We start from the raw sequence: 26,448 nt of genomic DNA on the forward strand, positions 1-26,448 counted from the left end.
ATGCCGTACGCGAACTGCCACTGCACCTGGTGCTCGTCGCGGTCGGCGCGATGATGGTCGTACCCCTGCTGTACGCCGTCCTGTCCGGCTTCAAGTCCACCGCCGAGCTCTCCCGCAACCCCTTCGGACTGCCCGAGCACTGGCTGACCGGCAACTACACGGACATCCTCGGCTCGGGCGACTTCTGGCGGCTGGTGGGCAACAGCACGCTGGTCGCGGTGGCGACGACCGTGCTCGTGGTCGCCGCGTCCGCGCTGGCGGCCTTCTCCTTCGCGCGGTTCGCCTTCCGTGGGCGGGAGTTGTTGTTCACCTTCTTCACGATGGGGCTCATGTTCCCCTTCGCGGTGGCCGCGCTGCCCCTCTTCCTGCTGCTGCGCTACCTCGGTCTGCTGGACAACCCGCTCGGCGTGATCCTCCCGCAGGCCGCCTTCGGGCTGCCGACGACCATCATCATCCTGCGCGGCTTCTTCCGGCAGATCCCCGGCGAGCTGGAGGAGGCGGCCACGCTCGACGGGTGCAGCGCCTTCGGGTTCTTCTGGCGGGTGCTGCTGCCCATGGCGCGGCCCGCGCTCGGCACGGTGTCGGTGCTGGCCGTCGTCACCAGCTGGAACAACTTCATGCTGCCGCTGCTGGTGTTCACCGACTCGAAGTGGTGGACGCTGCCCCTCGGCGTCGCGCAGTTCCAGGGCCAGTACTCGGCGGAGTACGCCCGTGTCTTCGCCTACCTGGTCCTGGCGATGGTCCCCGCCCTCGCCTTCTACTCCGTCGCCGAGCGCCAGCTCGTCGGCGGCCTGACCGCCGGCGCGACGAAGGGATGACCCGCGCCGACGGGTGTACGGCCCCGTCCGCACCCGAGTACGACCCCACCCGCACCCGACCGTGAGGAGTCGCACCATGCCCAGGTCCAGTACACGTCTCAGACTCGCCGGCGCCCTCGCCGCAGTCCTGGTGGCGGCCGGCGTGGCCACCGGCCCCGCCGCCCAGGCGCAGGGACGGCAGCCCACGCTCGCCGAACTCGCCCACCGGCACGGACGCTACTTCGGCAGCGCCACCGACAACCCCGAGCTGACCGACAGCGCGTACACGAAGATCCTCGGCACCGAGTTCGACACGATCACGCCGGGGAACGGCATGAAGTGGTACGCCACCGAACCCCGGCAAGGCGTCTTCGACTGGACGAACGGCGACGAGATCGTCGCTCTCGCCCGCAAGAACCACCAGCGCGTCCGCGCCCACACCCTGGTCTGGCACAGCCAGCTGCCCGACTGGCTCACCTCGCGTGAATGGACCGCCACCGAGCTGCGGGCCGTCCTGAAGAAGCACATCTTCGCCGAGGTCCGACACTACCGGGGCAAGGTCTACTCCTGGGACGTCGTCAACGAGGCCTTCAACGAGGACGGCACCTACCGCGAGACCATCTGGTACAAGACGCTCGGCCCCGGCTACATCGCCGACGCGCTGCGCTGGGCCCACCAGGCCGACCCGCACGCCAAGCTGTACCTCAACGACTACAACATCGAGGCGACCGGCCCGAAGAGCGACGCCTACTACGCGCTGGCCAAGGACCTCAGGAAGCGGGGCGTGCCCCTGAACGGCATCGGCTTCCAGGCCCACCTGGCCCTCCAGTACGGCTATCCCACCACCCTGGAGGACAACCTGCGCCGCTTCTCCCGCCTGGGGCTGGACACCGCCCTCACCGAGGTCGACGTCCGTATGCAACTGCCCGCCACCGACGCCAAGCTGGCCGAGCAGGCGACCTGGTACCGGGACCTGACCGAGGCCTGCCTCGCCGTACGCCGGTGCGTGGGGGTGACGGTGTGGGACTACACCGACAAGTACTCCTGGATCCCGGCGGTCTTCCCGGGCGAGGGGGCCGCCCTGCCGTGGGACGAGCAGCTGAAGCCGAAGCCCGCCTACGAGGCGTTGCGCGAAGCGCTCGGGTGACGGACGGACACGGTCGGTAGTCGTCCCCGGACATACGTCGGGGCCGGTGCGCACCCGGTGGTGCGAGCCGGCCCCACAGGTGTGCCTAGGCGACCGTCATCACCCTGCTGGTGTCCAGGGCCCGGTGCGGGGCGACGATCTGGCCGTCGGGCAGGAGCTCACCGGTGTCCTCGAAGAGCAGAACGCCGTTGCACAGCAGGCTCCATCCCTGCTCCGGGTGGTGCGCCACGAGGCGGGCGGACTCCCGGTCGGCGGATTCGGCTGTCGGGCACGGTGGCTGGTGCTGGCACATGGGTGGGATCTCTCGCTCTGTCGTGGTCATGTCCGCCCCCCGTGGTCATAAGTCGGTCGGAACCCAGTGTTGCCCTCCGGGCGTCAATCCGCAGGTATTTCGCAGCACCGCTTCTCACAGGTTCATGACGCATCGTCCACGCGCACGGTTCATCTCCTCCGCACTGTCTTTTCGGGTGGTTCTCAGTGGCCGGATGGGGCTAGTCAGGGTGGCGCGCACGGTTTTGGCGGCTCCGCAGAGCGGGTGAATGCTCGTACGAGCGAAATGGTCTTGGAATGCACGCTCGTACCCCGCCACCGAAGGGGCGGCGGGGTACGAAAGCGGGACCGGGGAAGAAGGGGCGGGAGGGTGGTGTCAGGCGGGCGAGCCGAGCAGCGGGACGGGAGTCACCCGGTGGGTCAGCACGGGAAGCAGTTCGGCGACCGGATGAGGCCGGTGCGCCGCGATACCGGGCGGCGCGGGGGCGAGCGGGACGAGCAGATCGGTGGCGGCCGGATGGCCCTCGGCGCCGTCCGCGGTGCAGTCGCCGTGCAGCCAGAGCGTGAGCATGTACAGGGCCGGCACGGACAGCAGACGCACCTGGTACGGCTGCTGCATGGTCTCGGCCTGGCGCAGGGCGCGTTCCGTGGAGGCGATGTAGGGACCTTCGAAGAAGTGCGAGAACGCCCAGCCGTCGGGGGTCAGCCGGATCTCGGCCGCGGCCACGGCACGGCCGCCGCTGCGGATCAGGAACCGCCAGCCCGTCAGCCGGGTCGCGGACACGCCCTCGGCGGTGATCCGGTCGAGTACGTGTACCGGGAGGGGCAGTTCGGGGGTGGCGGGCCCCTGCGCGGTGCGCAGGGAAGGAGTGCGGGCCTCACGGACGGCGGTGGGGGAACCGAGGGCCGTGAGCACGGAGCGCAGGGCGGGCGCGGGGGCAGGGGGAACGTGGAGGGGCATGGTGGGTCGCCTCTCATTCGACAGGCGCGATGGCGCGAGGGCGGGGCGGGCGGACGGCGCTGTCAGCTCATGGGGTCAGAGAGGCGGGGGCCCGTGGCGGTGAACGAGAGGTGCGGACGCGGCCTGCCGCACGTCGCCTGGACGGCGGGAACCAGAACGGTGGGCGCCAACCTTCTGCCTTCTTCGCGGAGTTTATACGACTTAAGTTCAGAAGGTGTTTCGTCTAGCTGTTTCCGGTGAGTAAAACAAGTTCGTATTCGGTCGGCGATTTGTGTGAATCATCCCGATTCAGGGGCCGGACGGCCCCTCCTGACCATGGAATACGCCGGCGTAGCGGACGGCCCATTCTCGTCGGCGTTTTTCACGAGGGCGACGGGGCACACGAAGGTGCGCGCTGCCTCATGCCCCGTGAATGTGCCGCCGGACACATTCCAACAGAGTAGCGGGGACAGGGCACGCGCGGGACGTTATCGATCGCGTCGGGTGGGCATCATCCCACCTGACCCTGGACCCCGGCGGCCGGATCTTCCGCCCGCCCATCCGAGGAGGGACGCTTCGATGGGGGAGAAGGTCGTGGCAGGGCCGTTCGACCTGTCCGACCCGCAGCGCTACCGGGAGAAGCTCGGCAGGTGCCTGACGGGATTGGAGCGGCTGCTGGCCCAGAAGCGGTTCGATCGGCCCAAGAACCTGATGGGTGTGGAGATCGAGCTGAATCTCGTCGGGCCCGACGGGCTGCCGAAAATGCTGAACGGACAGGTGCTCGAACGGATCGCAAGCCGAGATTTCCAAACAGAACTCGCCATGTTCAATCTGGAAGTGAACATCGCCCCCCACAGGCTGGGCGGGCGGGTATTCGACCAGCTCGCCGAGGAACTCCGTACGTCGCTGGCGTACGCCGACCGCAAAGCGGGCGAGCTGGACGCCGGAATCGTGATGATCGGCATCCTGCCCACACTGGACCGTGACGACCTGGTCTCTTCCAACCTCTCCGAGGTCGACCGCTACACCCTGCTCAACGACCAGATCGTGGCCGCCCGCGGTGAGGACTTCCGGCTCGACATCGACGGGGTCGAGCACCTGACCTGCACGTCCCGCTCCATCGTCCCCGAGGCCGCCTGCACGTCCGTGCAGCTGCACCTCCAGGTCACCCCGGGCCGTTTCGCCGATGTGTGGAACGCCGCCCAGGTGGCCAGCGCGCCGCAGATCGCCCTCGGCGCCAACTCCCCGTTCCTCTTCGGCCACGAATTGTGGCGCGAGTCCCGCCCCCCGCTCTTCCTGCAGGCCACCGACACCCGTCCGCCCGAGCTGCAGGCCCAGGGCGTGCGGCCGCGCACCTGGTTCGGGGAGCGGTGGATCTCCTCGGCGTACGACCTGTTCGAGGAGAACCTGCGCTACTTCCCGGCGCTGCTGCCCATCTGCGACGACGAGGACCCGCTGGAGGTGCTCGACGCCGGTGGCGTGCCGAAGCTCGCCGAACTCGTCCTGCACAACGGCACGGTGTACCGCTGGAACCGCCCGGTGTACGACGTCGCCGACGGTGTGCCGCACCTGAGGGTGGAGAACCGCGTCCTGCCCGCCGGGCCCACCATCACCGACGTCATCGCCAACGCGGCCTTCTACTACGGTCTGGTCCGCTCCCTCGCCGAGGAGTCCCGGCCCGTGTGGACACGTATGCCGTTCGAAACGGCCGCCGCCAACTTCGACGCCGCGTGCCGGTACGGCATCGACGCGCGTCTGCAGTGGCCGCGGCGCGGACGGCACGGCGGTACCAGCGAGGTCGACGCGGTGACGCTGGTGCGCGAGGAACTGCTGCCGCTGGCCGAGGCGGGGCTCGCGGCGTGGGGCGTCGAGGCCGCCGACCGGGACCTCTACCTCGGCGTCATCGAGGAACGGTGCCGGCGCCGCGTCAACGGAGCCTCCTGGCAGGCGGCGACCTTCCACCGCGCCCTCGAACAGGGCCTTCCCCGGGACGTGGCCCTGGCGGCCACGACCCGCCGCTACGGCGAGCTCATGCATCTGGGAGAACCGGTGCACACCTGGCCGGTGGGCCTGCCGGAGCCGGTGCCGCTGGGATAGGGCGACCGCCGGTGCCCGGCCGGCCCCTCGGCGTGGGGGCGATGTCCGGGCAGACGCGCGGATGGGGCAAGCTGTGACCTCCGATGAGGATGGTGCCCCTTCCGGTCCCGACGGCCTGCGGCGCACGATCTTCGTGATCGAAGGCAGGTGTGCAGGTGGAGGCGGGATTGGAGGCCGGTTCCGTTCCGCGGGAGCGGCCCTCGCGGCGGATCTACCGGGACGAGACACTGCTCGTTCTGGGGCTCTCGCTCGGAGCGAGCGGAGTGTCCGCTCTGATCAGCTTCATCGGATCGGTCACCAAACCCGGCGGCCTCAAGGACCAGGCGGCCACCCTCAACGCCTCGGCCGCGCCGGGCCGTCCCTGGCTCGACCTGGCCTGGCAGCTGTTCGGCATCGCCACGGCGCTGGTGCCGGTGGCACTGGTCGCGCACTTCCTGATGCGCGAGAGCGAGAGCCTGCGCACCCTTGGCTTCGACCGGACCCGGCCCTGGCCCGACCTCGGCCGCGGGGCCGGGATCGCCGCGGTGATCGGCAGCACAGGCATCGCCTTCTACCTGGCCGCACGGGGACTGGGTTTCAACCTCACGGTGGTGCCCGAGGCGTTGCCCGACGTGTGGTGGAAGTTCCCCGTGCTGATCCTGTCGGCGGTGCAGAACGCCGTCCTCGAAGAAGTGATCGTCGTCGGCTATCTGCTGCGCCGGCTGGGCCAGTTGGGCTGGACACCGGGAACCGCGCTGGTGGCCAGTGCGGTACTGCGCGGCTCCTACCACCTGTACCAGGGCATCGGCGGCTTCGTCGGCAACATGGTCATGGGCGTGGTGTTCGTGTACCTCTACCGGCGCTGGGGCCGGGTCGGCCCCCTGGTGGTGGCACATTCCCTGCTCGACATCGGAGCGTTCGTGGGATACGCGGTGCTGGCGGGAAAGGTGGGCTGGCTGCCGACCGCGTAACGGCGGCCGGACGAGGGGCGTATGACAGCCTCGTACGCGAAGGGGCGTACGAGGCTGTCGCACGCCCCTTCGCGTCACTTGCGCCCCTGGGTTCAGACGAGCAGTGCGCCCTCGACGACCGTGACCGCTCGGCCGGTCAGCAGGACCCGGTCGCCGCGCAGGCCGGTGCGCACCAGGCCGGGGCGGCGGGAGGCCTGCAGGCCGGTCAGGTCGGTGCGGCCGAGGCGCTCGGACCAGTAGGGCGCCAGGGCGGTGTGGGCGCTGCCGGTGACCGGGTCCTCGTCGATGCCGACGTTCGGGAAGAAGCAGCGGGAGACGAAGTCATGGCCCCGGGCCGGGTCCTCGGCGCGGGCGGTTACGATGATCCCACGTGCGGAGTAGGCGGCGAGGGTCCTGTGGTCGGGGGAGAGCCCGAGGACGGTCTTCTCGTCCTCCAGCTCCAGCAGCAGGTCGCCGACGTTCGGTCCGGTGTCGAAGGCGGTCACCGGCTCCGCGCCGAGCGCCCGGGCGACCCCCGCCGGGACGTCCACCGGGGTGAGCGGGGCGGCCGGGAACTCCAGAGTGATCGAGCCGTCCTCGCCGGGCGTGGCACTGAGCACCCCGCTGCGCGTCGTGAACCGGACCGGCCCTTCGTGGGCGGCGGTGGTGTGCAGGACGTGGGCCGTGGCGAGCGTCGCGTGGCCGCACATGGCCACCTCGGTGACGGGTGTGAACCACCGCAGCGCCCAGTCCGCGCCCGAACCCTCGGGGAGGCGGTGGGCGAACGCCGTCTCGGAGAGATTGAGCTCCATGGCGATCTTCTGCAGCCGGTCGTCGTCCGGGAAGGCGTCGAGCAGCAGGACCCCGGCGGGGTTGCCCGCGAAGGGGCGGTCGGTGAAGGCGTCGACGATTCGGATACGCATGGGCCGACGGTAGGGTCCACGGCTGCCGCCCGGCCAAGGCCAATTCCGGGACACTGGACCGGTCGTGCCGCGGTCCGGGCACGACGGCCGCGTTCCGGGCGGGGAGCGCCCGGTGAGCCGATCCTCACCCGCCCGGGGTGAGGCGCCTGACCGGCGTCGTGCGCACCCTGAAGACGGCCCGGAACGGCTGCCGCGCGCCGGAGCGGCGGACCCGCACGGGTGGCTGCGGGACGCGGGCAGGGCACCCGGGAGGCGGGGCCGCCGCGTCGGCCGGCCCGTCACGGAACAGGCATCAGGAGGCGGTGGCGATGTGCCGTTGGCTCGCCTACTCGGGAACACCAGTACTGCTCGATGCGATTCTGTACAGACCGGCTCACTCGCTGATCGACCAGAGTCTGCACTCCCGACTGGGCGTGGAGACGACCAATGGCGACGGGTTCGGCGTCGGCTGGTACGCGTCGGACCTCGAGACCCCCGCGGTCGTCCGGGACACCGCCCCGGCGTGGAGCAACCGCAACCTGCGGGAGATCGCCGGCCACGTCCGCTCCCCGCTCTTCTTCGCCCACATCAGGGCCTCGACAGGTACCCCGGTGCAGCAGACCAACTGCCACCCGTTCCGTCACGGCCGGTGGATGTGGATGCACAACGGAGCGATCAACGGTTTCCACCAGACGCGTCGCGACCTCGCCCTGGCCGTCGACCCGGCGCTCTACCCCGCCATCGAGGGGTCGACGGACTCCGAGATGATGTTCTTCCTCGCGCTGACCTTCGGCCTGGAGGACGACCCGCCGGCGGCCGTGGCCCGGATGGTCGGCCTGGTGGAGGGAACCGGTCACCGCAACGGCGTGGAGTTCCCGCTGCAGATGACCGTCGCGCTGACGGACGGGCGACGGCTGTGGGCCTTCCGGTACTCCAGCCAGGGAGCCTCGCGCTCGCTCTACTACAGCACCGAGGTGGAGACGCTGCGTGCCCTCCACTCCGACGTGGCCTTCCTCAGGGACATCTCCGACGAGACCCGCCTTGTCGTGTCCGAACCGCTGGGCGATCTGCCCGGTGCGTGGAACGAGGTTCCGGAGAGCAGCTGGGGCGTGGTGCAGGAGGGACGGGACGAGCTGTTCCGGTTCACTCCGCAGGCCGTGTGACCGTCCCGCTTTCGCGCCGTCCAGCCGAGACTCTTGTCATGCGATCGGTTCCGATATATCGTTGAAGCATCGCGACAGATCAACGATGGATGGAGTGATTGCGATGCGTACCCACGGATTCGAGCGTGGACATCGACAGGACGGCCCCCACCGGCACGGGAGGGACGGGCTGCGGGCCGCTTTCGGGCCCTTCGGACCGGGTGGTCCGGGGTTCGGGCCCGGTTTCGGTCCGGGGCCCTGGGGGCCGCGGGGGCGTGGCGGTCCGAGGGGACGGGCGCGGCGCGGTGACGTGCGGGCCTCGATCCTGGCTCTGCTCAAGGAGCGGCCCATGCACGGCTACGAGATGATCCAGGAGATCGCCGAGCGCAGTGGCGGCGCGTGGAAGCCCAGCCCCGGCTCGGTCTACCCCACACTGCAGCTGCTGGAGGACGAGGGCCTGATCACCAGCGAGAGCGAGGGCGGCAAGAAGCTGTTCGCGCTCACCGACGAGGGCCGGGCCGCGGCCGAGGCGGGCTCCGACGTCCCTTGGGAGGAGGCGTCCCGCGGGGTCGACTGGGAGGTGCTCAACGAGATCCGCCAGGCCGGGTTCGGTCTGATGGAGGCCTTCGGTCAGGTCTGGAAGACCGGTAGCAAGGAGCAGCGCGAGAAGGCGCTGGGTGTGATCAACGACGCCCGCAAGAGGCTGTACTTGATCCTCGCCGACGAGGACTGACGCCTGTGCGGCCCGTGGGAGGCGCCCCGTGGAGTGATTCGCGGGGCGCCTTCGTGTGGGGCGGGGCTCAGGTCACCAGGCCGTTCAGCTTGCGCAGCGATTCGTTGAGGGCCGCCGTCGCGGAGTCCTTGAGCTTGCCGGCCATGAGGGAGACGGCCGCGCCGGTGAACTCGCCGTCGATGCGCACCGTCGTGCCGTCGCCGTCGGGGGTGAGCGTGTAACGCGTGGCGACGTTCACCGCCATCGGGCCCTTGCCGCGAATGGCGAACACCCGGGCCGGTTCCAGTTCCTCGATGGTCCACTCGACCTCGGCCGGGAAGCCCATCAGCTTCATGTTCTCCTGGAAGGTCCCGCCTGCTTCCAGGGTCTCGGGGCCGCCCTTGGGGAAGCTGGTGTGGGTGGCGTTCCACTCCCCGTACGCCGACCAGTCGGTGAGCTTCTCCCACACCTTCTCGGCCGGTGCCTGGATGCGTGCCTCCGCGCTGACTTCGGCCATGCGACCACCCCTTCGTGTCGGGCTACGGTGTCGCGGAACGTAGCCGCAGGGCCCTGAACATTCAATACTGACGAACCGTCAGAATGTGTGGAGAGCGGGGCTGTCCGGCGTCGTGCGGGTCCGGTCTCCTCCGCAGGGATGAGATCCCGAACATCGGCGTCCACTCTCCGCGGGAGGCCGAAATGCTCCCTTTCGCGGATGACGCGGGCCGTCGGTGACTGATGAGGTGGAGGACGTGCAACCCCGTATTCACCGTCGGCCCGCCCGCGACCAGGGCGTCCGCCGCGCGGACGACGAAGCCGGGTTCGGTGCGGAACTCGCGGCGGTGGTCGACCGTGCCCGCCGCAGGGCCGTCCGGGACGGGGACCGGCAGATCGACACCGCCCATCTGCTGCACTCACTCCTGGAGGCCGACGCCGAGGCGCGCGCCGCCATCGGCGACGCCCGGAAGGCCGTCCGTCTGCTCGGCTACCTCGTGCAGCGCAGCATCGGTTACGGCCTGCGCTGGCAGAGCGGAGTGGAAGATTCCGGCGCGCTGCACGTCCTGGCCGACGCCGAGGGCTGGTCACCGGTGGCCGCGGCCGCCATGCGCTCCGCCCGCGAGCGCGCCACGCGGCGCGGAGAGGACCGGGTCCGCGGCACCGACCTCCTGGCGGCGCTGGCCGCCGACCCCGGGGCCCGTGCCGTCGAGGTGCTCGAGCACGCCGGCGTCGAGGTGCCCGACCTGCTCGCGCGGATCGACGGCGCCACGGCGGAACGCGTGGGCGACTGCGGTACGGCGCGCTGAGCGGCGCCTGACGGCCCGGCGCCGTCCAGCCGTTGAGACAGGTGTCAACCGGGGTGACGCTCATGTCATCGCCTGTCATCATGTGCCGGTGCGCATCTCTGAGGGCAGTCACGGCGGGGGCGGGAAGAGCGTCGGGCTCGGCATGGCGTTCGGCTCCGCGCTCGCCTTCGGTGGGTCGGGACCAGCCGCCAAGCCGCTGATCGAGGCGGGGCTCGACCCGCTGCACGTGGTGTGGCTTCGGGTGGCGGGCGCCGCGCTCGTGATGCTGCCGCTCGCGGTGCGTCACCGCTCCCTCCCGCGCCGCCGCCCCGCGCTGCTCGCCGGGTTCGGGCTGCTCGCCGTCGCCGGGGTCCAGGCCTGCTACTTCGCCGCGCTGTCCCGGATCCCAGTGGGGGTCGCACTGCTCGTGGAGTACCTGGCACCCGCGCTCGTGCTCGGCTGGGTGCGGTTCGTGCAGCGGCGGCCGGTGACCAGGGCGGCCGCGCTCGGGGTGGTCCTCGCGGTCGGCGGCCTCGCCTGCGTGGTGGAGGTGTGGTCAGGACTCGCCTTCGACGTGCTGGGGCTGCTGCTGGCGCTCGGCGCGGCCGGCTGCCAGGTCGGCTATTTCATGCTGTCCGACCACGGCGCCGGGACGGGGGAGGAAGCACCGGACCCGCTCGGCGTCATCGCCTACGGACTCCTCGTCGGGGCCGTGGTCCTGACCTTCGTCGCCCGTCCCTGGACCATGGACTGGTCGGTCCTGTCCGGCACCGCGCGCATGGACGGCGGCGAGGTTCCGGCCGCCGTCCTGCTGGCCTGGATCGTGCTCGTGGCCACGGTCGTCGCGTACGTCACCGGCGTGCTGTCCGTACGCCGGCTGTCCCCGCAGGTCGCGGGCGTCGTGGCCTGTCTGGAGGCGGTGATCGCGACCGTGCTGGCGTGGGTGCTGCTCGGCGAGCACCTCTCGGCGCCGCAGGTCGTCGGCGGTGCCGTCGTCCTGCTCGGCGCGTTCATCGCGCAGTCGTCGGCACCGGCCGAGGGCGCCGTGGAGCCGGTGGCCGGCGGCGGTCCCGAAAGGCAGTTGTCCGCCCGCCGAACGGCTGCCTAAGGTGGCGACCATGCCGATGAACGCACTCGTCCTCTCGCCCCCCGCCGCCTGAGGCGGGCCTCCGGGAACGCGCCCGGCGTGTCGCCGGGCGGGACGGTGCTGCCCGCAGACGAAGTCCGTGGGTCCTGCTGACGCGGGGCCGATACCGAACTTCCACCGCTGCGGAGACCACTCGTGTCGCATGTTGTCTCTGGCCTGCCCGTCGGGCGTGGCCTGCTCTGTCTTACCGTCGCTGGTGCCGCCTGGGGCACCGCCGGCGCCGCCGCTTCCCTGGTCTACCGGACCAGTGACATCGGGGCCGTCACCCTTTCCTTCTGGCGCTGCGCCGCCGGGCTCGCGCTGCTGCTCGTCGGCTGGCTTCTGCGCCGCCGTCCGCGTCCCGCGGCGACCGAGCCGCTCGGCCACCGTGTGCTGAAGGCCGTGGCCAACGGGGTCGGCCCCGCCGTGTTCCAGACCGCCTATTTCGCGGCCGTGTCCGCGACCGGACTGGCCGTAGCCACCGTGGTCACCCTCGGCGCCGGTCCCGTGCTGATCGCGCTCGGCGCCCGCTTCGCGCTGGGGGAGCGGCTCGGCGCGGCCGGTGCCGTCGCTGTCGCCGGTGCGCTCACCGCACTCGCCGTGCTGACGTTCGGCGGCACGGGCGCGACCGTACGTCCGTGGGGCGTACTGCTCGCGCTCGTGTCGGCGGCCGGCTACTCCATGATGACTCTGCTCACCCGTTGGTGGGGGCAGCGCGGCGGGACCGACGCCTCGGACGCTGCGGTGTGGGCATTCGGAGTGACCAGCCTGTGTCTGCTGCCGTTCGCCCTGGACGAGGGGCTGCTGCCGCACACCGCCCACCCCATGCGGGTGCTCTGGCTGCTGGGATACATCGCGGCGATCCCCACGGCTCTCGCGTACGCCCTCTACTTCGCTGGCGCCGCCGTCGTACGGGCGGCCACCGTCTCCGTGATCATGCTGCTGGAGCCGGTGAGCGCCGCCGTCCTGGCCGTCGTCCTCCTCGGCGAGCACCTGACCGCCTCCACGGTGGCCGGAACCCTGCTGATGCTCGGCTCGGTCACCGGGCTCGCGGTGGCGGAGGCGCGCGGGGCGCGGCGGGCACGCGGGGAGGAGCGGCCGGTGCTGCTGTGAGACCGGGCCGTGCGCGCCGTCAGGAGGCGGCGGGCGGGACGGACGGGGTGGGCGGGGGTGGTCGGCAACAGCCCCCGCCGCACCAGATGCTCCAGCGCCGCCGCGTCGCGCGGGCCGTTCCGGGTCGTCGGAGCGGCCGCCATCTGCTGCCGGCCTCCTCCGCCTTCCTGCCCGCGTACTTGAACTTGGCCCGGACGTCGGTCACTTCCAGGCGCAGGTCGCGGATGCCGGACAGCAGGCGGCCGTACGGGGCTGCGTCGGCGGCCGCCCGGGCCGAGCCGCCCTCCGGCTGGAAGTGGCCGACCTGGCGGTTGAGGAGGTCGGCCTTGGCCGCCGGGTCGTCCACGACGTGGGCGGTGCAGCTCGGCTGGACCGCCGCGTAGAAGCTGGTGGGCACGCCGCCGTGCTCGGGCGGGGTGCCCGGCACGGCCTGCCACGGGCCGGGGACATGGACGTAGTCGTCGACCACGCTCGGCAGCACCCGCGGGTTCGCCTCCAGTGCCTGCCACAGCGGGTTGGGACGGGCGAGGTGGGTGACGGCCCCGCCGCGCTCGGGATCGCAGGCGAAGTGCAGCGGCTGGACGAGCGGGGATCCGCCGGGCGGGCCGTTGACCGCCGGCCGGCCGAAGTCATGGGTGGCCAGCCAGGTCTGCCGCTCGGAGTCGTCGTGGGCGCGTCCCAGGGATGTATCGGCATCACAGGTCCGCCAGGTAGTCGGGCAGCGTCGTGCCAGGGGCCAGATCGGCCTCGGGGAGCGGAGTGTCGTACCCCTTGCGCAGCGGTACCACGCCGGCCCAGTGGGGGAGCGCGAGATCCTCGGGCTCGTCGTTCACACCGCCGGTGCGGAGCTTGGCGGAGACCTCGTTCAGGTCGAGGCGGATCACGGAGGTGGCGGCCAGCTCCTTCTTGTTGGCGGGCCGGGAGTCGGCGGTGCGGCCCGGGACCACGTGGTCGACCAGGGCGTCCAGCGCGAGCCGCTTCTCCTCCGGGTCGGTGACCTGATGCGCGGTGCCGTGCACCACCACGGAGCGGTAGTTGATGGAGTGGTGGAACGCGGAGCGGGCCAGCACCAGGCCGTCGACATGGGTGACCGTCAGGCACACGGGCAGACCCGGGTCGGCCTCACCGGTCATGCGCAGCGGGCGCGAGCCCGTGGAGCCGTGGACGTACAGGCGCTCGCCGACCCGGCCGTAGAGCGTGGGCAGTACGACGGGTGCGCCGTCGCGGACGAAACCGAGGTGGCAGACGTAGCCCTCGTCGAGTATCGCGTGCACCAGATCCCGGTCGTACGACGCCCGGTCGGCGGAGCGGGTGGGGACGGTGCGGTCGGTCGGGGAGTAGGCGGCGGACGGGGGCGGCGTCTGCTGGGTGCCCTGCATGGCGGCTTCCTTGCGTGTTGATTGCACTAGTGCATAATTGTCTTTGTGCTAGGAGAGTATCGGATCAGTGGACGTGGCGCAGCGGAGATTGCCGCGAGCATCGAGGGCGCGGTGGGGACCGGTGCCCTCGAGCCCGGCCGGCTTCTGCCGCCCATGCGGGAGTTGGCCCTCAGCCTGGGGGTGAACCCCAATACCGTCGCGGCCGCCTACCGCACCCTGCGCGAGCGCGGAGTCATCGAGACCGCCGGGCGCCGGGGCAGCCGGATCAGGCCCAAGCCGGCCACCACCGGGCGGGAGGAGGTGCGCGTGGACGTACCGGCCGGAGTGCGCGACCTGTCCGACGGCAACCCCGACCCGGCACTGCTGCCGCCGCTCGCCCCCACGCTGGCAGCCGTGGCCGAGGAACTGGACCGGGAGCCGGTGCTCTACGGCGACGACCCGGTGGAGCCGGAACTGGCGCGCGTCGCACGAGCGGAACTCGACGCCGACCACGTGCCCGAGGGCCCGCTCGCCGTGCTCTCCGGGGCGCTCGACGCCGTCGAACGGGTTCTCACCGCTCACCTGAGGCCGGGGGACGCCGTCGCCGTCGAGGACCCCGGCTGGGGCCACACCCTCGACCTCGTCGCCGCGCTCGGACTGCGTACGACCCCCGTGGGCGTCGACGACGAGGGGCCACGGCCCGAGGAACTGCGCACCGCCCTGCGCTCCGGCGCGCGCGCCCTCATAGTCACCGATCGCGCCCAGAACCCCACTGGTGCCGCGGTGAGCGCGCCCCGCGCCCGTGCCCTGCGCGCCGTCCTGCGCGAGTACCCGGAGACCCTGCTGATCGAGGACGACCACGGTCATGGCATCGTCGACCTGCCGCTGCACCCCCTCGCGGGCGTCACCCGTCACTGGGCGTTCGTCCGCTCCGCGGCCAAGGCCTACGGTCCCGACCTCAGGCTCGCGGTGCTCACGGGCGACCCGGTCACCGTCGACCGGGTCCGTGGCCGCCAACGGCTGGGCCCGGGCTGGGTGAGCCTGCTGCTGCAACGGGCGGTGTTCCGGATGTGGGCGGACGGCGTGGTGGACGGGCCGGCGGTGGCTGCGGCGTACCGGACCCGGCGGGAGCTGCTCATCGACGCGCTCGCCGAGCGCGGGGTCCGCGCCCACGGCCGCAGCGGCATGAACGTCTGGGTGCCCGTCCCCGACGAGACCGGCGCGGTCGCCCGCCTCCTGCACGCGGGCTGGGCCGTCTCACCCGGCGCACGCTTCCGTCTGAACACCCCACCCGGCATCCGGATCACCGTCTCGACCCTGGACCCGGCCGAGGCCGGCCCGCTGGCGGACGCGATCACCTCCGCCGTCGGGCCGGCTCCGATGCGCAGCTACGTCTAGTACCCCGGCAGGCCCAGGCCGCCGGACGGCGCCGGAGCCCTCAGCCCGTCCGCCTGCCCCGAGCCTGGGTCAGTGCCGCACCCGCCAGCACGATCGCGGCGCCCACCGGTGTCGTCCAGCGCAGCGTCTCGCCCAGGACGGCCACGCCGGCGGCGGTGGCGATGACCGGGATGAAGTAGGTGACCATCTGGGCCGTCGTCGGACCGACCTCGGCGACCAGGCCGTACTGGATGAGGACCGCGAGGCCGGTGCCGAGGGCGCCCAGCGCTGCGACGGCGAGCAGCGGTATGACGGGGAAGTGGCCGGGAAGGGTGGTGAACGCGGGGGTGACGACTGCCAGTTGCAGAGTGGCCAGGAGCAGCTGGGCGCCGGTCATCGACAGGTGCGAGTGGCCGGAACCGGCGAGTGTGCGGCGCAGGTAGATCCAGCCGACCGGGTAGCTGAGCGAGGCCATCAGGGCCAGCGCCGTGCCCGTGGCGTCCAGGCCGCTGAAGCCCTGCCAGGCGCCGAGGACCGTCAGGACGCCGAGGAAGCCCAGGCCGAGCCCGGCGACCCGCACCCGCGTCGGCCGGTCCTCGGAGAGGGCGACCAGGGACAGGACCATGCCCCACAGCGGGGAGGTGGCGTTGCAGATGCCGGCCAGCGTGGACGGAATGGTCAGTTCCGAGTAGGCGAAGAGGGAGAAGGGCAGGGCGTTGAGCAGGAAGGCGGCAACCGCCAGGTGCCCCCAGGTCCGGGCCCCGCGGGGCAGCCGCTGCCGCTTCACCGCCATCGCGGCCCCGAGCACCGCCGTGCCGAACACCAGCCGCCCCAGGGTGACCTGGAACGGCGCGTAGCCGTCGGTGCCCACCTTGATGAGCAGAAAACTGAAGCCCCATATCAGGGACAGGGCACCGAAGCGGAGGCGCCAGTCGAGGCGGACGCGGGGGCTCGAGGCGGTACGGGCTTCGCTCCGGGTGGCAGTGCCTGTGCCTGTGCCTGTGGCGGTGCATGCGGTGGTGGCGGTGGTCATGGCTCCACGATGCTGCAGCGAACCTCGTAGCACAATTGAGATTTCCACAGCTGTACGCCTTAGTATTACTTACATGTTGAACCTGGAGCGCCTGCGTACCCTCGACGCCCTCGCCCGGCACGGCTCCGTCAGCGGCGCGGCCGAGGCGCTGCACGTCACGACGTCCGCGGTCTCCCAGCAACTGGGCAAACTGGAGCGGGAGGTCGGTCAGCAGCTGCTCGCCAAGAACGGGCGTGGCGTCCGGCTCACCGACGGTGGTCGGCTGCTCGCCGAGCACGCGGCACGCATCCTCTCCCAGGTGGAGCTCGCTCAGTCCGACCTCGAGGCGCACCGGGGCCAGGTCGCCGGCGAGCTGCGAATGTCGGCTTTCCCGACCGCCGCACGCGGCCTGTTCCCCGCCGCCCTCGCAGGTCTGCGCGCCCTGCATCCCGCGCTACGGGTGCGCTCCTGCGAACTGGAGCCGGAGAACGGCGTCGCCGGCGTGGTCCGCGGCGACCTGGACCTCGCCGTCGTCCTCGACTGGTACAACAAGCCGATGCCGGTGCCCGACGGCCTCGTCAAGGCGCCCCTCCTGGACGACCCCGCCGACGTCGCCATGCCGGTCGGCCACCCGCTCGCGGACCGGGACGAGGTGGACCTCGGGGAGTTCGCCGAGGACGAGTGGATCACCTGGGGCGAGGGCGAGTTCTGCCACGAATGGCTGATGTTCACCCTGCGCTCACGCGGCGTCGAGCCGATCGTCGGCCACCGCGCGGCCGAGACCCACACCCAGCTCGGCCTGGTGGCAGCCGGTCTGGGCGTGTGCATCGCGCCGCTGCTGGGCCGCCATCCGGTGCCCTCCGGCGTCGTCACGGTCCCGCTCAGGCAGCGGGTACGCCGCCATGTCTACGTCGTCTGGCGTGCGGACGCCGACCGCCGCCCGTCGATCCGGGCGGCGGTCGAGGCCCTGCGGACGGCGGCCGAGAAGGTCGGCTGAGAAGGTCGGCTGAGCCGTCCCGGCCGTCCTACGCGGGCCCCAGCTTGCTGAAGTCCCAGGAGACTATCTTGTCCGGTGTCAGCCGGGCCCAGGCATGCCGCCCGTCGTGGGGCATCTCGTCCAGGCCGAAGTTCTTCCGGGCGAAGAGCATCTCGGCGGTGTCCAGTTCGGCGCACAGCTCGCCGATCCGGGGCACCTCGCCCACGAACTCGATCGTGCCGGTCAGCTCGACACCGCGCAGCTGCTCGTACTCCTCACCCGAGTCGACCACGATCGCCACCCGCGGATCGCGACTGAGGTCCGTCCAGCGCTTGCTGCGCACCACGGAGTACAGCCACAGCGACACGCCGTCCCAGGCGTACCACAGGGCACTCACGTGCGGAGCGCCGTTCGCCGACACGGTGGCGACCCGGCAGGTGCGCTGGGTGGTGAGGAACTCGTCCACCTCACCCGTTGTCATCATGATCTTGCGGCCCCGGCGCTGAGTGGCGGTCATGCGTCCCCCTCTTCTCCCACGTCGTGCCAGAGGAGACGGTCCGGGTCCTGTCCGGCGCCTAGATCCTCTGACATCACGTCAGAAAAGAATGGGTCGTCTTCCCCTCGTGCGCAATGGCCGTTAGTCTCGCCCGCCCCGCAACCCGGCGAAAGAGGGTCTCATGGTGTCCCGCGAGCAGCTCGGTGAGCTTCTCGAACCCGCGAGCACCGTCCTGCTCACCGTCGAGTGCCAGCAGGGCGTGGTCGGCCCCGACAGCGCGCTGCCCGAACTCGCCAGTCAGGCCCGCTCCTCCGGTGCCCTGCGCAACGTCGCCCGGCTGGTCGCCGCCGCGCACGACAGTGGCGTCCAGGTGATCCACGCCATCGCCGAACGCCGCCCCGACGGCCGGGGCGCCGGCCGCAACGCCCGGCTGTTCCGTGCCGCCGAACGGCTTCCGGTCCAGCAGCTGTCCGGCACCGCGGCGGTGCGTGTCGCGGCCCCCATCGAGGTGGCCGACGAGGACATCGTCGTACGACGGCTGCACGGCCTGTCGCCCGTGCAGGGAACCGAGGTCGACGCGCTGCTGCGCAACCTGGGCTGCCGCACGCTGGTCGTCACCGGGGTGTCGGCCAACGTGGCGGTCCCCAACGCCGTCTTCGACGCCGTGAACCTCGGCTACACCGCCGTCGTGCCCGCCGACGCCATCGCCGGGGTGCCCCCTGAATACACCCCGGTGATGATCCGCAACACCCTCGCGCTGGTCGCCACGGTCACGACGACGAACGAGGTGCTCGGCTGCCTCGGACGGCCGCGTCGGCGGGGCTGACGCCCGCGTTCACGCCAGCTTGATCTCGTCCCCGGAGACGGTGATGTTCGCGGCGGCCAACGGCTGGGTCGCAGGGCCCTGCTTCACACTGCCGTCGGCGGCGGAGAAGTGGCTGTTGTGGCACGGGCAGACGATGACACCGTCGGCGACACTGCCCACCGCGCATCCCGCGTGGGTGCACTTGGACGAGAACGCCTTGTACGTACCCGCGGTCGGCTGCGTGACCACCACGCCCTGGTCCTTGAAGACCTTGCCGCCGCCCTCGGGGATGTCCGAGGTCTTGGCGAGCGCCGTGCCGCCGGCGCTGCCGCCGCTCGCCTGCTCGTTGGGCGCGGTGCCGGAGCCGGCGGCTCCCGCCGCCCCGGTGGAGGTACCGGAGGACCCGGCCGCGCCGGAGGTGTTCGACGAATCGTCGTCCGAGCCGCAGGCAGCCAGCGCGGCTGCGAGTCCCGCCGCTCCGGCCGCCGCCACGACGGTACGGCGGGCCGGTCCGGCTGCGGGAGTGGGCGATGCGCTGGTCATGAGGGGTTCCCTTCCGCGGAGCTTTTCGTGATCCGTCCAGGGGTACGGTCTCGGAGCACCACCTGTTCAGACGGCATCGAGATCTTGTCCTCCCGGAGATGAGGCCCGCGTAAGCCGGAGCTGTGGCCGCGCTGTCGGTCCGGCCTTCGGCGCAGGCCAGTAACCTGGGGCGATGCTCAAGGAAGTCACCGCGACCCGCTACATCACGCCCCTGCGTGAGGGAGGCTCGCTGCCGGGGCTCGTCGAGGCCGACGACCTCGGCACGTACGTCATGAAGTTCACCGGCGCCGGCCAGGGCCGCAAGACCCTGGTCGCCGAGGTCGTCTGCGGCGAACTGGCCCGCCGTCTCGGTTTCCGGATGCCCCGGCTGGTGGCGATCGAGCTCGACCCGGTGCTGGGGCTCGGCGAGCCCGACCAGCAGGTGCAGGAACTGCTCAGGTCCAGCGGCGGCACCAATCTCGGGATGGACTTCCTCTCCGGAGCCCTCGGCTTCGACCCGCTCGCCTTCACGGTCAGCCGTGCGGAGGCCGGGCGGATCGTCTGGTTCGACGCGCTGGTGAACAACGTCGACCGTTCCTGGCGCAACCCGAACCTGCTGGTGCGCGGGGGAGAGGTGTGGCTCATCGACCATGGCGCCACCATGATCTGGCACCACAACTGGCCCTCCGCCGAGACCTCCGCCACCCGCCCGTACGACGCCTCGGACCACGCCCTCGTACGGTTCGCACCGGATGTCGCGCGCGCCGCCGCCGAGCTGGCGCCCCTGGTCACCGAGGAGCTCCTCGCCGAGGTCACCGCCGAGATCCCCGACGCCTGGCTGGCCGACGAGCCGGGCTTCGCCACCCCGGACGACCTCCGGCGGGCGTACGCCCGGCCGCTGCTAGCGCGAGCCGCCGTCATCCATGGGCGCATCGAAGGCATCGAAGGCATCGAAGGCACCAAGGGGCACAAATGACCGAGCGTCACATCACCAGGGCGGGCCAGGGCGGCGACCGCGACGTCTTCGAGTACGCGCTGCTCAGGGTCGTACCCCGTGTCGAGCGGGGCGAGTGCATCAACGCCGGCGTGGTCGTCTACTGCCGCGCCAAGGCGTACGTCGGCGCCCGCACCCACCTCGACGAGGCCCGGCTGCTGGCCCTGGACCCCGCCGCGGACGTGGCCGGCGTCCGGGCCGCGCTCGGGGCCGTCGAGGGGGTGTGCACCGGCGGGGCGGCGGCCGGGCAGGCGGCGGGCGACGACGCCGGGCGGCGCTTCCGCTGGCTGATCGCACCCCGCTCCACGGTCGTACAGCCAGGCCCGGTCCACACCGGGCTCACCACCGATCCGGCGGGCGAGGCTGCGCGGTTGCTGGACCTCCTGGTGAGGTAATGGATCACACGCACCCGGTGTGCCGTTGACACCGGGTGCCACGGCTTCTAGCGTCACGTGTACTGAAGGTACTAAGCGGTCGCTCACCAAACGGGCGCACCTTCTCTAGGGCGAGGAGAACCAGCAATGTCCACCACTGAGCAGCGGGTCGCCGTGGTCACCGGCGCGGCACGCGGCATCGGCGCCGCCACCGCCGTGCGCCTGGCCGCCGAGGGTCGCGCGGTCGCAGTGATCGACCTCGACGAGGCCGCCTGCAAGGACACCGTCGAGAAGATCACCGCGGCCGGCGGCAAGGCCATCGCGGTCGGCGCCGACGTCTCCGACGAGGCGCAGGTCGAGGCGGCCGTGGCGCGCATCGTCGAGGAACTCGGCGCGCCCACCATCCTGGTGAACAACGCGGGCGTGCTCCGTGACAACCTGCTGTTCAAGATGAGCGTCTCCGACTGGGACACCGTCCTGAACGTGCACCTGCGCGGTTCCTTCCTGATGACCAAGGCCGTGCAGAAGCACATGGTCGACGCGGGCTTCGGCCGCGTCGTCAACCTGTCCTCCTCCTCCGCGCTGGGCAACCGGGGTCAGGCCAACTACTCCGCCGCCAAGGCGGGCCTGCAGGGCTTCACCAAGACCCTCGCCATCGAACTGGGCAAGTTCGGCATCACCGCCAACGCCGTCGCCCCCGGCTTCATCGCCACCGAGATGACCAAGGCCACGGCCGAGCGCGTCAAGATGGGCTTCGAGGAGTTCAAGGCCGCCGCCGCCACCCAGATCCCCGTCCAGCGCGTCGGTGAGCCCGAGGACATCGCCAACGCCATCGCGTTCTTCACGGGCGAGGCCGCCGGCTTCGTCTCCGGCCAGGTGCTGTACGTGGCCGGCGGACCGCTCGACTAGAACCCTGGGGATCACGGACATGACTGAACTTCCCGAACTCTCCGGCAAGGTCGCCCTCGTCACGGGCGCCAGCCGCGGCATCGGCCACGGCGTCGCCGAGGCGCTGGTCGCGCGCGGCGACCGGGTGTGCATCACCGGCCGCAACGAGGAGGCACTGAAGGAGGCTGTCGAGCAGCTCGGCGCCGAGCGGGTCATCGGCGTCGCCGGCAAGGCGCACGACCTCGCCCACCAGGCCGAGGCCGTCGAGCGCACCATGGAGGCCTTCGGCCGCATCGACTTCCTGGTCAACAACGCCGGTACGAACCCGGTCTTCGGGCCGATCGCCGACCTCGACCTGGACGTCGCGCGCAAGGTGTTCGAGACCAACGTGATCTCGGCGCTCGGCTTCGCGCAGAAGACGTGGCACGCCTGGCAGAAGGACAACGGCGGCGCGATCGTCAACATCGCCTCGGTCGCCGGCCTCGCGCCCTCGCCGTTCATCGGCGCCTACGGCGTCAGCAAGGCCGCGATGATCAATCTGACCCAGCAGCTGGCGCACGAGTTCGCGCCCAAGGTGCGGGTCAACGCCATCGCCCCGGCCGTCGTGAAGACCAAGTTCGCGCAGGCCCTGTACGAGGGCCGCGAGGCGGAGGCGGCCGCCGCCTACCCGCTCGCCAGGCTCGGTGTGCCCTCCGACATAGGCGGCGCCGCCGCGTTCCTCACCTCGGTGCAGTCGGACTGGATCACCGGGCAGACGCTCGTGGTCGACGGCGGCATCTTCCTGAACGCCGGCGTGGGCTGACGGCACGGCCGGCACAGCGCTTCGGGCGTCTTCCTCGCGGGGAAGACGCCCGTTTTGCGTAGTACCGGGCCCGCACGGTCCGGTGACAACGTCGTCATAGCACAGTTGATCAAGGGCGCTGGTCACAGGGTGGTTCAGGGCGCGGAACGCTGCGGTAAGGTCTGCCGACCCTTGGTATGGCGGATCGAGGAGCGTGCGCGTGTTCAACCGGAAGCGATGCCTGAGACGAGTGGCGGCTGTCGCGTCCATAGGCCTGATGGCCGGGTGCAGTGTCTTCTCCGCGAGCGACCCGAACAGCGAGGGGCCGATCGTCGTGGGGACCACCAGCGCCCCCAGCACCCTGGACCCGGCCGCGTCCTGGGACGGCTCCTGGGAGCTGTTCCGGAACATCTACCAGACGCTCCTCGCCTACCCGGGCGGCGCCACCACCCCTCAGCCCGACGCCGCCAAGAGCTGCAAGTTCACCGACTCCGGCTACCGCACCTACAGCTGCGAGATACGCCCCGGCATGAAGTTCTCGAACGGCGACGCGCTCACGGCCCAGGCCGTCAAGTACTCCATCGACCGCATCCGCACCATCAACGCCAAGACCGGCCCCGCCGGACTGCTCGGCAGCCTCGACCGGGTGCAGGTGCTCGGCGACCGCCAGGTGGTCTTCCACCTGAACAAGCCCGACGCGACCTTCCCCTTCGTGCTCGCCACCCCGGCCATGTCCATCGTCGACCCCGACGACTACCCCGCCAGGTCGCTGCGCAAGGACGGCAAGGTCGACGGATCCGGGCCCTACGAGCTCCAGTCGTACCGGGAGGGCGAGAAGGCCGTACTGGTCCGCAACGACCACTACCAGGGCTTCGCCCAGCGCCAGAACGACGCGGTGACCATCCGCTACTTCCGGGACTCCGGCACCATGGTCAAGGCGCTCAAGGACAAGCAGATCGACGTCACCTACCGCGGCCTCGCCGCCGACGACATCGTCGCCCTGCAGAGCAAGGACTCCTCCGACCTCCAGCTGGTGGACGGCGCCGGCACGGACATCAACTACCTGGTGTTCAACCCCAAGGACCCCTGGGCCAAGAACCCGGCCGTCCGCAAGGCCGTCGCGCAGGTCGTCGACCGCGCCGCCATCGCGCACAAGGTGTACAAGGACACCGTGGACCCGCTGTACTCCATGGTCCCCGCGGGGCTGACGGGCCACACCACCGGCTTCTTCGACGACTTCGGCGACCCCAGCGTCCCCAAGGCCCGCGAGATCCTCACCAAGGCGGGCATCCACCAGCGCGTCCCGCTCACGCTCTGGTACACCACCGACCGCTACGGTTCGGAGACCGCCAAGGAGTTCCAGGAGCTCAAGCGGCAGCTGGACGGCTCCGGCCTGTTCACGATCACCCTGAAGAGCCGCCCGTGGAAGACGTACGTGCAGGGGTACGAGAACGGTGAGTACCCGGTGTTCGGGCGCGGCTGGTTCCCGGACTTCCCGGACGCGGACAACTTCATCGCCCCGTTCGTGGGCGAGCAGAACGCGCTGGGCACGCCCTACCCGTCGCCGAAGATCACCAAGACCCTGCTGCCCGAGTCGCGCCGCGAGAGCGACCGCGCCAAGGTCGTGAAGGAGTTCCAGGAGGCGCAGCAGATCCTGGTCAACGACGCCCGGCTGCTGCCGCTGTGGCAGGGCCGCCAGTACGTGGCGGCCAGCGACGACATCTCCGGCGGAGAGCAGGCGCTCGACCCGTCCACGATCATGATGATGTGGGAGCTGCACCGGAAGACCAGCTGGTAGTCGGCAGCTGCTGGTCAGGGGTGCTTTTCCGAGGGCGGGCTCCCGTTGTCAGTGGTCGCCTGTAGGTTCTGAAGCCTGGAAGTGACCGCACGCCGTAGTTGATTGACATCGTGAGGACGTTGACGTGACCGACATCGCCATGCTGCCCGAGTCCTGGCGCGGGGTTCTGGGCGACGAACTGCAGCAGCCCTACTTCAAGGAGCTGACCGAGTTCGTCGAGGAGGAGCGGTCGAAGGGTCCCGTCTATCCGCCCCGGGAGGAGGTCTTCGCCGCGCTGGACGCCACGCCGTACGAGAGCGTGAAGGTCCTCGTCCTCGGTCAGGACCCCTACCACGGCGAGGGCCAGGGCCATGGCCTGTGCTTCTCGGTCCGTCCGGGGGTGCGGATCCCGCCGTCGCTGCGCAACATCTACAAGGAGATGCACGAGGAGCTGGGCACGCCGATCCCGGACAACGGCTATCTGATGCCGTGGGCCCAGCAGGGCGTCCTGCTGCTGAACGCGGTGCTCACGGTCCGGGGCGGCGAGGCCAACTCGCACAAGGGCCGGGGCTGGGAGCGGTTCACGGACGCGGTGATCCGGGCCGTGGCCGACCGCCCCGACCCGGCGGTCTTCGTGCTGTGGGGCAACTACGCGCAGAAGAAGCTCCCGCTGATCGACGCCGAGCGGCACGCCGTGGTGAAGGGCGCGCACCCCTCGCCGCTGTCGGCCAAGAAGTTCTTCGGCTCGCGTCCGTTCACGCAGATCAACGAGGCGGTCGCCGCGCAGGGCCACGAGCCGATCGACTGGACGATCCCCGATCTCGGCTGACCGCGACCCGGCGGCCCCGTGTCGTACGGGGCCGCCTGACCGGGTTTGCCGGTGCCGCCGGTTAGCGTCGTCCGGGACAGGCCCCTAGTGTGCCCGGAGGACGCGGTGGCGGAGCGACAGGAGCAGACGGCGCCCGACGCCGTGCTGACCCGGATCGGGCAGGTCGTGATGCTGCATCACGGCGGGGACCGTGAGGAGGCCCGGCGCCGCTTCCTGGACCTGTGGGCGGAGCTGGGAGCGGACGGGCACCCACTGCACCGCTGCACGCTGGCCCACTACCTGGCCGACACCCAGGACGACCCCTCGGACGAACTCGCCTGGGACCTGCGGGCGTTGTCGGCGGCTCAGGAGCTGGCCGAGGCCCACGCGCCCGGGGACGGCAGTCCGGCGGCGGTGCGCGCCTTCTACCCCAGCCTGCATCTGAACCTCGCCGCCGACTACGTGAAGCTCGGCCACCGCGAGGCCGCCCGCACCCATCTGCGCCAGGCCCGGGGGGCGGCCGGCGCACTCGGCGACGACCGGTACGGGGACGGGGTGCGCGCGGCGATCAGCAGGCTGGAGGTGCGGCTCGCGGAGGGGGGTTCCGCCGGAGGGGGACCCTGGGGACCGCCGAGGCAGCGCCCGACGTAGGCGGCCCGCCCCGGCCCGCCCCGGTCAGCGCCGATAGGCCTGTTCGCAGATCGTCGCCTCGGGACTGTCCGGGCGCCAGCCGCCGTACTTCCTGCCGAGGGCGCAGACGTCCGGGGACTTCGGCGCCGTCCGGGAGAAGTCCGGGACCTCGATGTGCGGCTGCTCCGGGGGCCTGCGCCGGTGGGGGCGGGGATGCGGATGCGGAGGGGGCTGCACACGGGATGGCGGCTGCCGGGTGGTGGGCGGGTCCACCGGCGGACGCGGAGCGGGGGACGTGCGCTGCTGAGGGTGACGGGACGGGCCGACCATCTCCAGCGCCTCCCGTACCGGTGCCTGCACGGCACGCGGCTGGGCGCTGCCGTCCGGCCGGGGCACCGGTGCCTGCGACGGGGCGGAGCCCTGCGGCGGGCCGGGTGCCGGCGGGCGCTGGACCGTCACACAGCCGGAGAGGGCCGAGACGGCCACGGTGGCCAGGAGCGCTGCGGTGGTCGTCGTACGATGCACGCGCGCAACTCTGCTGGCTGGGGCCCGGGTTGGAAACGGTACGGGAGCGGATGATGCCCCGCACGGGTGATCTCGTGCCCCGTACGGGGAGTACGGCTGTGCCGCGGTTGACGTCAGTCGCCGGTCGCGCCGTCCAGTCGCTCCCGGACCAGGTCGGCGTGGCCGTTGTGGCGGGCGTACTCCTCGATCATGTGGGTGTAGATCCAGCGGAGGTTGAAGGGCTCCCCGGTCGTCCTGCCCCGCATCTTGGAGAAGTCGTCGAGGGTCAGGGCCGCTGCGTGGCGCCGAGACGTCTCGATCGCGGCTTCCCAGGCGGCTCGGGTCTCGTCCCAGGTCTCCGTCCCGGTGAGGTGGAAGTCGCCGTCCGGGTCGTCCTCGGTGCAGTAGAGCACCCCGGGGTCCTCGCCCAGCAGCACCTCGTGGAACCACCACCGCTCCACCTCGGTCATGTGCCGCACCAGCCCCAGCAGCGACAGCTCGGACGGCTCCACCGACGCGGTCCGCAACTGCTCGTCCGTCAGGCCCTCGCACTTCCAGGCCAGCGTCCGCCGGTGGTAGTCCAGCCAGCCCTCCAGCATGGAGCGTTCGTCGGCGTTCTGGGCGGGCTCTTCACGTGTGATCGTCATGCCCGCATCCTGACCCACCCCCGCCGCCCTTCACCACGGGA

General features: G+C 71.3%; 29 protein-coding genes and 1 pseudogene. 19 read left to right on the forward strand and 11 right to left on the reverse strand.

Annotated features, from left to right (window positions below):
• Positions 1 to 50 precede the first annotated feature (50 nt).
• Together ACFYZQ_RS11475 and ACFYZQ_RS11480 are read left to right on the forward strand one after the other, a co-directional pair.
• Entirely contained in the window at positions 51 to 818 is a 768-nt protein-coding gene (locus ACFYZQ_RS11475) for a carbohydrate ABC transporter permease (protein WP_389146194.1), read from the forward strand.
• Positions 819 to 894: 76 nt separating this feature from the next.
• Complete coding sequence (locus ACFYZQ_RS11480; protein WP_389144820.1) at positions 895 to 1,944, forward strand: endo-1,4-beta-xylanase; 1,050 nt, start codon at positions 895 to 897, stop codon at positions 1,942 to 1,944.
• Between the two features lie 85 nt (positions 1,945 to 2,029).
• On the opposite strand, the gene ACFYZQ_RS11485 is transcribed toward ACFYZQ_RS11480, so the two are convergent.
• Together ACFYZQ_RS11485 and ACFYZQ_RS11490 are read right to left on the reverse strand one after the other, a co-directional pair.
• Positions 2,030 to 2,236 (reverse strand): DUF5999 family protein, encoded by a 207-nt coding sequence (locus ACFYZQ_RS11485; protein WP_389146197.1) that lies wholly within the window; start codon positions 2,234 to 2,236, stop codon positions 2,030 to 2,032.
• 354 nt (positions 2,237 to 2,590) lie between these two features.
• Positions 2,591 to 3,175 carry a hypothetical protein gene (locus tag ACFYZQ_RS11490; RefSeq protein ID WP_389144822.1) on the reverse strand — a complete coding sequence of 195 codons (585 nt, stop codon included), beginning with the start codon at positions 3,173 to 3,175 and terminating at the stop codon, positions 2,591 to 2,593.
• Positions 3,176 to 3,733: 558 nt separating this feature from the next.
• Here ACFYZQ_RS11490 and ACFYZQ_RS11495 point away from each other — a divergent pair.
• Positions 3,734 to 5,251 (forward strand): glutamate--cysteine ligase, encoded by a 1,518-nt coding sequence (locus tag ACFYZQ_RS11495; protein WP_389144825.1) that lies wholly within the window; start codon positions 3,734 to 3,736, stop codon positions 5,249 to 5,251.
• A gap of 149 nt (positions 5,252 to 5,400) precedes the next feature.
• Entirely contained in the window at positions 5,401 to 6,201 is an 801-nt protein-coding gene (locus ACFYZQ_RS11500; RefSeq protein WP_389144828.1) for a CPBP family intramembrane glutamic endopeptidase, read from the forward strand.
• 92 nt (positions 6,202 to 6,293) lie between these two features.
• Here the strand turns inward: ACFYZQ_RS11500 and ACFYZQ_RS11505 are convergent, their stop codons facing one another.
• Positions 6,294 to 7,103 carry a PhzF family phenazine biosynthesis protein gene (locus tag ACFYZQ_RS11505; protein WP_389144830.1) on the reverse strand — a complete coding sequence of 270 codons (810 nt, stop codon included), beginning with the start codon at positions 7,101 to 7,103 and terminating at the stop codon, positions 6,294 to 6,296.
• Between the two features lie 308 nt (positions 7,104 to 7,411).
• Here ACFYZQ_RS11505 and ACFYZQ_RS11510 point away from each other — a divergent pair, with 308 nt between their 5' ends.
• Together ACFYZQ_RS11510 and ACFYZQ_RS11515 are read left to right on the forward strand one after the other, a co-directional pair.
• The gene (locus ACFYZQ_RS11510) at positions 7,412 to 8,245 is read left to right on the forward strand and encodes a class II glutamine amidotransferase (protein ID WP_389144832.1); all 834 of its coding nucleotides are present in this window, start codon (positions 7,412 to 7,414) and stop codon (positions 8,243 to 8,245) included.
• A 103-nt stretch (positions 8,246 to 8,348) separates the two neighbouring features.
• Positions 8,349 to 8,957 (forward strand): PadR family transcriptional regulator, encoded by a 609-nt coding sequence (locus ACFYZQ_RS11515; protein WP_389144834.1) that lies wholly within the window; start codon positions 8,349 to 8,351, stop codon positions 8,955 to 8,957.
• Positions 8,958 to 9,024: 67 nt separating this feature from the next.
• Here ACFYZQ_RS11515 and ACFYZQ_RS11520 read toward each other — a convergent pair whose 3' ends face one another.
• On the reverse strand, positions 9,025 to 9,453 hold the full coding sequence (locus ACFYZQ_RS11520; RefSeq protein ID WP_389144836.1) for an SRPBCC family protein: 429 nt from the start codon (positions 9,451 to 9,453) through the stop codon (positions 9,025 to 9,027).
• 235 nt (positions 9,454 to 9,688) lie between these two features.
• Between ACFYZQ_RS11520 and ACFYZQ_RS11525 the strand changes: the two genes are divergently transcribed.
• From ACFYZQ_RS11525 to ACFYZQ_RS11535, 3 genes are all read left to right on the forward strand, one after another.
• Positions 9,689 to 10,240, forward strand: a complete 552-nt coding sequence (locus ACFYZQ_RS11525; protein ID WP_389144838.1) for a Clp protease N-terminal domain-containing protein — start codon at positions 9,689 to 9,691, stop codon at positions 10,238 to 10,240.
• Between the two features lie 142 nt (positions 10,241 to 10,382).
• Complete coding sequence (locus tag ACFYZQ_RS11530; protein WP_389146200.1) at positions 10,383 to 11,327, forward strand: DMT family transporter; 945 nt, start codon at positions 10,383 to 10,385, stop codon at positions 11,325 to 11,327.
• A gap of 174 nt (positions 11,328 to 11,501) precedes the next feature.
• Complete coding sequence (locus ACFYZQ_RS11535) at positions 11,502 to 12,458, forward strand: DMT family transporter (protein ID WP_389144840.1); 957 nt, start codon at positions 11,502 to 11,504, stop codon at positions 12,456 to 12,458.
• Between the two features lie 74 nt (positions 12,459 to 12,532).
• On the opposite strand, the pseudogene ACFYZQ_RS11540 reads toward ACFYZQ_RS11535, so the two are convergent.
• Positions 12,533 to 13,154 (reverse strand): annotated as a pseudogene (locus ACFYZQ_RS11540) (FMN-binding negative transcriptional regulator); the annotation flags it as partial.
• The gene (locus ACFYZQ_RS11545) at positions 13,154 to 13,837 is read right to left on the reverse strand and encodes a pyridoxamine 5'-phosphate oxidase family protein (protein ID WP_389144842.1); all 684 of its coding nucleotides are present in this window, start codon (positions 13,835 to 13,837) and stop codon (positions 13,154 to 13,156) included. The gene ACFYZQ_RS11545 and the pseudogene ACFYZQ_RS11540, both read right to left, overlap by 1 nt.
• Positions 13,838 to 13,882: 45 nt before the next feature.
• Between ACFYZQ_RS11545 and ACFYZQ_RS11550 the strand changes: the two genes are divergently transcribed.
• On the forward strand, positions 13,883 to 15,214 hold the full coding sequence (locus ACFYZQ_RS11550; RefSeq protein ID WP_389144845.1) for an aminotransferase class I/II-fold pyridoxal phosphate-dependent enzyme: 1,332 nt from the start codon (positions 13,883 to 13,885) through the stop codon (positions 15,212 to 15,214).
• A gap of 40 nt (positions 15,215 to 15,254) precedes the next feature.
• Here the strand turns inward: ACFYZQ_RS11550 and ACFYZQ_RS11555 are convergent, their stop codons facing one another.
• The gene (locus ACFYZQ_RS11555; RefSeq protein ID WP_389144848.1) at positions 15,255 to 16,226 is read right to left on the reverse strand and encodes a DMT family transporter; all 972 of its coding nucleotides are present in this window, start codon (positions 16,224 to 16,226) and stop codon (positions 15,255 to 15,257) included.
• Between the two features lie 73 nt (positions 16,227 to 16,299).
• Here ACFYZQ_RS11555 and ACFYZQ_RS11560 point away from each other — a divergent pair, with 73 nt between their 5' ends.
• A complete protein-coding gene (locus ACFYZQ_RS11560) occupies positions 16,300 to 17,202 on the forward strand; it encodes a LysR family transcriptional regulator (RefSeq protein WP_389144851.1) in 903 nt (300 codons plus the stop codon).
• A 28-nt stretch (positions 17,203 to 17,230) separates the two neighbouring features.
• On the opposite strand, the gene ACFYZQ_RS11565 is transcribed toward ACFYZQ_RS11560, so the two are convergent.
• Entirely contained in the window at positions 17,231 to 17,698 is a 468-nt protein-coding gene (locus ACFYZQ_RS11565) for a pyridoxamine 5'-phosphate oxidase family protein (RefSeq protein ID WP_389144854.1), read from the reverse strand.
• Positions 17,699 to 17,858: 160 nt separating this feature from the next.
• On the opposite strand from ACFYZQ_RS11565, the gene ACFYZQ_RS11570 reads away from it, so the two are divergent.
• Positions 17,859 to 18,503 (forward strand): cysteine hydrolase, encoded by a 645-nt coding sequence (locus ACFYZQ_RS11570; RefSeq protein ID WP_389144861.1) that lies wholly within the window; start codon positions 17,859 to 17,861, stop codon positions 18,501 to 18,503.
• A gap of 9 nt (positions 18,504 to 18,512) precedes the next feature.
• On the opposite strand, the gene ACFYZQ_RS11575 is transcribed toward ACFYZQ_RS11570, so the two are convergent.
• Positions 18,513 to 19,025 (reverse strand): Rieske (2Fe-2S) protein, encoded by a 513-nt coding sequence (locus tag ACFYZQ_RS11575; protein WP_389144864.1) that lies wholly within the window; start codon positions 19,023 to 19,025, stop codon positions 18,513 to 18,515.
• 172 nt (positions 19,026 to 19,197) lie between these two features.
• On the opposite strand from ACFYZQ_RS11575, the gene ACFYZQ_RS11580 reads away from it, so the two are divergent.
• The 7 genes from ACFYZQ_RS11580 to ACFYZQ_RS11610 all read left to right on the forward strand — a co-directional run bounded on the left by ACFYZQ_RS11580 (position 19,198) and on the right by ACFYZQ_RS11610 (position 25,277).
• Positions 19,198 to 19,980, forward strand: coding sequence for a HipA family kinase (locus tag ACFYZQ_RS11580; RefSeq protein ID WP_389144867.1), 783 nt, complete (start codon positions 19,198 to 19,200; stop codon positions 19,978 to 19,980).
• Entirely contained in the window at positions 19,977 to 20,393 is a 417-nt protein-coding gene (locus ACFYZQ_RS11585) for a DUF3037 domain-containing protein (protein ID WP_389144869.1), read from the forward strand. Before ACFYZQ_RS11580 ends, ACFYZQ_RS11585 begins: the two co-directional genes overlap by 4 nt.
• 126 nt (positions 20,394 to 20,519) lie before the next feature.
• Complete coding sequence (fabG, locus tag ACFYZQ_RS11590; RefSeq protein ID WP_389144872.1) at positions 20,520 to 21,281, forward strand: 3-oxoacyl-ACP reductase FabG; 762 nt, start codon at positions 20,520 to 20,522, stop codon at positions 21,279 to 21,281.
• A 19-nt stretch (positions 21,282 to 21,300) separates the two neighbouring features.
• Entirely contained in the window at positions 21,301 to 22,062 is a 762-nt protein-coding gene (locus ACFYZQ_RS11595) for an SDR family oxidoreductase (protein WP_388803647.1), read from the forward strand.
• 199 nt (positions 22,063 to 22,261) lie between these two features.
• Positions 22,262 to 23,839, forward strand: a complete 1,578-nt coding sequence (locus ACFYZQ_RS11600) for an ABC transporter substrate-binding protein (RefSeq protein ID WP_389144875.1) — start codon at positions 22,262 to 22,264, stop codon at positions 23,837 to 23,839.
• Positions 23,840 to 23,963: 124 nt separating this feature from the next.
• The gene (gene ung / locus ACFYZQ_RS11605) at positions 23,964 to 24,647 is read left to right on the forward strand and encodes a uracil-DNA glycosylase (protein ID WP_389144878.1); all 684 of its coding nucleotides are present in this window, start codon (positions 23,964 to 23,966) and stop codon (positions 24,645 to 24,647) included.
• Between the two features lie 105 nt (positions 24,648 to 24,752).
• Entirely contained in the window at positions 24,753 to 25,277 is a 525-nt protein-coding gene (locus ACFYZQ_RS11610) for a hypothetical protein (RefSeq protein ID WP_389144881.1), read from the forward strand.
• Positions 25,278 to 25,301: 24 nt separating this feature from the next.
• Here the strand turns inward: ACFYZQ_RS11610 and ACFYZQ_RS11615 are convergent, their stop codons facing one another.
• Positions 25,302 to 25,781: a hypothetical protein gene (locus tag ACFYZQ_RS11615; RefSeq protein ID WP_389144884.1), complete on the reverse strand. Its 480-nt coding sequence runs from the start codon at positions 25,779 to 25,781 to the stop codon at positions 25,302 to 25,304.
• A gap of 113 nt (positions 25,782 to 25,894) precedes the next feature.
• Complete coding sequence (locus ACFYZQ_RS11620; RefSeq protein WP_389144887.1) at positions 25,895 to 26,407, reverse strand: DinB family protein; 513 nt, start codon at positions 26,405 to 26,407, stop codon at positions 25,895 to 25,897.
• Positions 26,408 to 26,448: the final 41 nt, after the last annotated feature.

The sequence above is a fragment of the Streptomyces sp. NPDC001843 genome (assembly GCF_042891955.1).
Taxonomy (GTDB): domain Bacteria; phylum Actinomycetota; class Actinomycetes; order Streptomycetales; family Streptomycetaceae; genus Streptomyces.